This is a genomic window from Ferroglobus sp., from assembly GCF_015521575.1.
GTDB lineage: Archaea > Halobacteriota > Archaeoglobi > Archaeoglobales > Archaeoglobaceae > Ferroglobus.
Genome location: NZ_WANY01000072.1, coordinates 1 through 6,557, shown reverse-complemented (window position 1 = coordinate 6,557; position 6,557 = coordinate 1). Strand labels below are relative to the sequence as shown.

Genomic DNA, 6,557 nt, shown 5'->3' with positions numbered 1-6,557 from the left:
TCTCCAAGGTGTCACTCGATGAAAAGAGGATTGAAAGAGAAAAACTCGAACCCGCTTGAACCTGTGCTCGAAATCGTCTCGATGAAAAGAGGATTGAAAGAAATAGGTGGTTAAGAAGTCGTGAGGAGCTGAGGTGATTTAGAAGCTTTAAACTCGTTCGAGCAAATCTCCTATGACAACTCCAATGAGAAAAATAACTACGAAATATAAAATTACAAAAAGAATAGCAAAAAAGCCAACTCCAGCCAAAAATAGTACTGCGGGATGGGGTAAAATTAAGAATGATGCGATTGCTAAAATTATTCCGAGTATTATCGAGACTTTCAGCGCTGCTTTCAGAATGCCGAACAAGTCCTCTTTCCCTTTTCTTGAATAACCGTAAATTATGCCGAGGAGGAAAGTTAAAATTTCTAAAATCATTTTAGAATCCCGCGTAAACCTCTTCTCTCGAATGAACGACTATTCCTTCATCGGTTATGTCGTAGGGGTGAATCTTTTTGCTGTGGTTCGTTCCTCTTAGCTTGTAGATTTCCAAGCTTCTGATTCTAACGTTTTCACTTCTTGTGTAGTAAAGGACTATGGTTCCCTCCGTAACGAAATTCTCAACGCCAAATCTGCTTATAGCTCCAGATTCAATAACTTCGGCTGTTAAAATTGATGTCAAACCGAGAACTTCGAGAGTCGTGCTTATCTTAAGAAGCTCAACTCTGAACTTGGCGGGATCGTTTATTGCAAAGCCTATTGCTGTGGTAGAATCGAGAGCCGCTCTCCTCGCTCCGATTTCGTCCTGAATTGTGATTATCTGATCAATTAAACTTCTCGTGTCGAAAGGTCTGACATCTATGTACTTCTCATCGCTTGGCAAACCTATTTTCGTTGAGGTCGCATCAACGATTGCGAGCATGTTTTCGTCTTCAAGCTTCTCCAAATCCCATCCGAAGACAGCAAAATGCTCTCTCAAATGTTGCGGTCTTTCTTCGGTTGCAATGAAAATTCCGGGCTCATTATAAAGAGTAGCGCCATTTACTAAGAACTGCATCGCAAAGATGGTTTTTCCAGAACCAGAAGGACCAGCTATTAGTACAGTTCTATCTCTTATTAGTCCTCCCTCGCAGAGTTCGTCAAAGCCCGGTATGCCGGTTGGACACCTCTCAAGTTTGATTTTCATACAGCTGATAATCATCATATCTACTATAAAAAGTTAACCTCAAAACTTAAATTAAATGAGGATTTATCATAATACATGAGTAAAATAACCGTCAGTCTGATAAAGGCAGATGTTGGCAGCGTAGCCGGACACACGACTGTTGCTGACGAGCTTATTAAAGTTGCGGAAAGCAACCTTTCCGAGGCTAAGGAGAGCGGACTGATAATAGACTTTAGAGTTTTCAAGGCTGGGGACGATCTGGAGCTTCTGATGACCCACACAAAAGGCGTGGATAGCGAAGAAATTCACAGACTCGCATGGGAGACGTTTGAAAAAGCGGCTGAAAAAGCCAAAGAATTAAAGCTTTACGGAGCCGGGCAAGACCTTCTTGCCGATGCTTTCAGCGGAAATGTGAGGGGAATGGGTCCGGGAGTTGCGGAGATGGAGTTCACCGAGAGAAAAGCCGAGCCAATCATAGCTTTCATGATGGACAAAACCGAGCCGGGAGCTTTCAATCTACCGATATTCAGGATTTTCGCAGATCCCTTCAACACCGCTGGCTTGGTAATCGATCCAAGCATGCATCAGGGATTCGTCTTCGAAATCTGGGACATAATGGAGCACAAAAGGGTTTTCATGAAAGCCCCCGAAGAAATGTACGACATCTTAGCTTTAATAGGAGCCAAGAGCAGATTCGTCATAAAGAGGGTCTTTCCGAAGCCCGGTGGAAAACTTCCGGAAGATGAACCTGTTGCTGTGATAAGCACGGAAAAACTGTATCAGATAGCTGGGGAATACGTCGGGAAGGACGATCCAGTGGCTTTGGTCAGAGCTCAGAGCGGATTGCCGGCGGTTGGAGAAGTTCTTGAGGCTTTTGCATTCCCGCATTTGGTGAGCGGGTGGATGAGAGGAAGCCACAACGGGCCGATAATGCCTGTCCCGTTTAAATATGCGAAATGTACGAGATTTGACGGACCTCCGAGAGTTGTGGCTGCAGGTTTCCAGCTGTCTAACGGAAAGCTGATAGGGCCAGTAGACATGTTCGACGATCCGGCTTTCGATTACACGAGGCAGAAGGCTATGGAAGTAGCTGAATACATGAGGAGACACGGACCCTTCGAGCCGCATAGATTGCCAAGAGAGGAGATGGAGTACACAACTTTACCGAAGGTCATGGAAAAACTTAAGGAAAGATTTGAAGAAATCTAAACCAACTTATTTTTTTGAAAGAAAGCATTTATATTCTTTCAAACCAGTAAAGATATCTTGATGAAGTTTACCGGGCAGTATTATTCCTTGCTCGAAAAGTTCATACCCAAGAGCTGGGAAAATCTTGTTGAGATAGAGGAGGAAGAGGACGAAGTCCTCCTTGAGGATTACTGGATATTCAAACCCTTTGTTTACGTTCAAATTGTCGAAAGCGATGGGAACGTAAGATATAAAATTTTTGAGCCAAACTTGACCGCTGAGGAGTACGAACTTCTTGAGGAGATATACTCCCACCTATACGATGTACTCATCTTAAGGGATTTGAAAATAAGCGTGGAAGAGAAGGCTGAGATTCTGGAAAACGCATTTAAAGAAATTCTTGAAATTCTTCCCTACGAAATAGACGAAATTTTATTTGCGAAGTACAACTACTACCTCTTTCGAGATTTTCTTGGATTCGGACCTATCGATCCTCTGCTGAACGACAAGTATATAGAGGATATAAGCTGCGATGGTTACAACATCCCGGTTTACGTTTTTCACAGAAAATACGGACATATCCCTACGGATCTCGTTTTTACCGAAGCGGAACTTGACAAATACGTCCAGTTCTTAGCTCAGATTTCTGGAAAGCACTTAAGCCATGGGAATCCGATGATAGATGCAACCTTGCCGGACGGAAGCAGGTTGCAAGCCACTTATGGAACAGAGATAACAACAAGAGGCTCGTCGTTCTCGATAAGAAAGTTTACAGAAAAACCTTTGATCCCCCTCGATCTTATCAGACTCGGAACTTATTCTGCTGAGCAGATGGCCTACTTCTGGCTTTGCATAGAGCACAAGTTAAACGTTCTCGTCGTCGGAGAAACGGCTGCTGGAAAAACGACAACGCTAAACGCGATCTTAATGTTCCTCCCGCCAAACGTCAAGGTAATTTCCATCGAAGATACGAGGGAGATCGTTCTTTACCATGAAAACTGGATTGCCGAAGTTACAAGAGAATCGACAACCGAGGATGAAAAGGAGATCTCGATGTACGATTTGCTGAAAGCGGCTTTGAGGCAGAGACCGGACTACATCGTCGTTGGGGAAGTCAGGGGTATTGAGGCTCAAACACTCTTTCAGGCGATGAGCACGGGACATGCAGCCTATGCAACCCTTCACGCCGGAGATATCCATCAAGCCATCTACAGACTCGAAAGCGAGCCTTTAAACGTTCCAAGGAGCATGATACAGTTTCTGGATGTTGTGGCGATACAAACCCAGTGGACGAGAGAAAAGACAAGGTTGAGGAGGGCGAAAAAGATGTACGAAATTCTTGGAATAGATCCAAACGATAAAAATCTCCTTATAAATGAGATCTACAGCTGGGATCCATATTCTGACTCTTTCGTCCAGGTTAATCCGCTGAAAAACCTTGAGAGAATTGCAATAATAAGAGGAGAAGATGTGGAGGATACTTTCAGGGAATTAACGAAAAGGGCTGAGTTCCTCAAATACCTCATGAATAAAGGAATTGAAGATTACAAGACCTTTACAAGCATGATCTACGCTTACTACAGGTATCCAGAAGAGACGTTCGAGGTGATTTACGAGGAGGGGAAGATTCGTGAGACAATCGAGGCTTGAAAGAATAGATCTCTTCTATCCTAAATTTCTTGCTAAATATTATTTTAAAAAATATTTAAAAAATAAAGAAAAATATTCCTGGATAGAAAGGAATTTGAAAGCTTCTCGATTGCCGTTAACGCTTCCGGAATTCTTGGCGATCGTAACTTTTTACACTCTCCTCTTTATTCCTCTTGCAGTTTTTCTGTCCTACGGAGCCTACGTTGTTTCTGGGAGCGTATACTCCTTCTTAACCAGCATCACTCCATTTTATTTTGGTGTGGCTAACGGAAAGCAAATTTTCTCGATTTTGGTCTCTTTGGTAGTTGGTGTGTTTACGATTCTGATAGTTAGATCTCTTCTTTTGAGAGTTCCCTCCATAATCGCAAGAGGCAGAAGGGCGAAGATCGATGCAACGCTTTACCATGTCGCAAGCTTAATGCTTGGAATGACCAAAGGGGGAACGCCTCTATTGGACATGTTCAAAACAATAGCTGAGGAAAGGCACGTCACCGGAGAGATCGGTAAGGAGTTTGCGATAATCGTTAGGAACGTCACGGTCTTCGGAAAGGATATCATAACCTCGATTAGGGAAGTTGCTTCAACAACGCCATCTCAAAAATTCAGAGATTTTCTTGAGGACTTGGCGAGCGTTCTTGAGGGAGGCAGCTCTTTATCCGAGTTTTTGGAGTTTAAAATCTCACACCTAACCGAAGAAAGGGAAAGAGCGTACGAGCTTTACGTGAGCAGTTACGAAATTTTAGCCGAGATTTACGTGGCTTTGCTAATAGTTGCTCCCCTCTTCTCGTTAATCGTTTTCGTGGTCATGAACATGATGAACGAGGATACGATGAACCTGATGAGGGCGATAGTTTACCTCTACATACCTCTTGGTGGTTTGGCGTTCATCTACCTTGTCAAATCCTCGAAGTTGCTTGAAGAGGAGAGGTGGAAGGGGGAAAGAGTGAGTGAAGTATTTCTCCATGCGACCGTCAGCGGAAACGGAGTTTCGAGGCTGAAGAGGAGGAGCGGAGTAAAGCTATTCGTTAAAAAAGCTCTGAGATGGATAGAGAGATCTATAAAAATGAGGTCGTTCCTTAGAAATCCGAAATTGAGTTTCATCTTCTCTGTTCCCATAGCGCTTGCCTTCTTCCTTATCTTTTACAAGGAATTGCGGATTGAAAGCGCTCTAACTTTTTCGTTCATACTTGCGGTTCTCCCTTATACGATCCTTTACGAGTACGCTTCTTACAAATTGAAGAGGCTTGAAAAGTATTTGCCTGACTTTCTGAGAGGTTTGGGGAGTTTAAACGAAAGCGGATTGAACATAGTGACTGCAATAAAAGTTATGTCTTCGAGCCAGCTTGGAGTTCTTACGGAAGAAGTGCAGAGGATTAGAAGGGATATTGAGTGGGGGAAGCTTGTTACAGAGGCTTTGGAAAGGTTTGAAGAAAGAGTTGGGAGTACGATAGTTTCCAAAGTCGTGTCGATAATCAACAGGGCTTTAATGGCAACGAGCAACGTTAGAGCGGCTATATTTGCGGCAGCAACCGATGTGGAGCTTCTTTTGGACTTTAGGGAGAGGTTGAAGAACGCCATGTTCTCTTACATGGTGATTATTTACGTAACCTTCGGAGTTTTCCTCTTCACGGTTGTGGTCATTCTCCAGAACTTCATCTCCGTTTTCTCGAACTTTTCTGTTGCTCAAATAGCCGGAGCTTATTTCAATCCTCCAAATTTAGATGAACTTTCCACCCTCTTCTACCACGCCTCATTAATCAACGCCCTCGTAAACGGGATAATAGCCGGAGTTATGAGCGAGGAAACGATTTCAGCCGGTTTGAAGCACTCCATCTTCCTAATGCTCGCATGCCTGTTCGTGTTCGCTTTCATCGTGGGGGTGGGGTTATGAGAGATTACGCTCTTTCTCCGGTTTTGGGATTCGTGTTAGTTTTCGCGATAATCGTTGCCATGATCGGGATAATTCAGACTCTATTCGTTCCAACCTGGATAAAGAGCGTGGAAGCTAAACATTACTTCTCTCTCAAGTCTGAGTTTGAAGAGCTCGTCGAGAAAGCCGTTGACGCAGCAAATGGTGGAATTAGCATAGCAAGTTTTGATTTAACCTTAAACTATCCGAGGTACCCTTTTTTGCTCACTCCAGCCACGACTTCAAGTAGTATAACCGTCAAGAAGATCGGAATAATCAACATATCTTCACAGCTTTTATCGAATCCGATACAATTTGATCTTCTCTCCGTAGAATTTGAGCCGAGTTACAATTACCTTGATGTGGATAAGGAAATTATGATCCTCGGAGATTACTTCACGAAAGAAGGGAAAATTATTGGAGAAAGCATTCTCTACGACGGGAATAATGTGTATCTCGTTATTGTTAACATCTCCGAAGGAACTTACGCAGGAAAAGAAAGAATAATTCTCTACGGAAACCCGACCTTTACGCTGAACTCAGCAGATGTAACGATAAAACTCAACGACAACGCATGTAGCCAATACAGTTGGTATCTGAATTTTACAAACAGTACTGTTCCGAATTCAAATAGAGAGTCCTGTTCGGTGACGTTTCCAGCTG

The 6,557-nt window shown here is 43.3% G+C and carries 6 protein-coding genes; 4 read left to right on the top strand and 2 right to left on the bottom strand.

Annotated elements, in window-relative coordinates:
* Positions 1-147 precede the first annotated feature (147 nt).
* Together F7C14_RS03080 and F7C14_RS03075 are read right to left on the bottom strand one after the other, a co-directional pair.
* Positions 148-420, bottom strand: a complete 273-nt coding sequence (locus F7C14_RS03080) for a hypothetical protein (protein WP_290899837.1) — start codon at positions 418-420, stop codon at positions 148-150.
* Between the two features lies 1 nt (position 421).
* Positions 422-1,168 carry an ATPase domain-containing protein gene (locus F7C14_RS03075; RefSeq protein WP_290899835.1) on the bottom strand — a complete coding sequence of 249 codons (747 nt, stop codon included), beginning with the start codon at positions 1,166-1,168 and terminating at the stop codon, positions 422-424.
* A 75-nt stretch (positions 1,169-1,243) separates the two neighbouring features.
* Between F7C14_RS03075 and fbp the strand changes: the two genes are divergently transcribed.
* The 4 genes from fbp to F7C14_RS03055 all read left to right on the top strand — a co-directional run.
* A complete protein-coding gene (fbp, locus tag F7C14_RS03070; protein ID WP_290899833.1) occupies positions 1,244-2,356 on the top strand; it encodes a fructose-1,6-bisphosphate aldolase/phosphatase in 1,113 nt (370 codons plus the stop codon).
* Between the two features lie 60 nt (positions 2,357-2,416).
* Entirely contained in the window at positions 2,417-3,985 is a 1,569-nt protein-coding gene (locus F7C14_RS03065) for a type II/IV secretion system ATPase subunit (RefSeq protein ID WP_290899831.1), read from the top strand.
* Between the two features lie 109 nt (positions 3,986-4,094).
* Complete coding sequence (locus tag F7C14_RS03060; RefSeq protein ID WP_290899829.1) at positions 4,095-5,876, top strand: type II secretion system F family protein; 1,782 nt, start codon at positions 4,095-4,097, stop codon at positions 5,874-5,876.
* Positions 5,873-6,557: hypothetical protein (locus F7C14_RS03055; RefSeq protein WP_290899827.1), on the top strand; the 685-nt coding region annotated here is incomplete at its 3' end. The genes F7C14_RS03060 and F7C14_RS03055, both read left to right, overlap by 4 nt.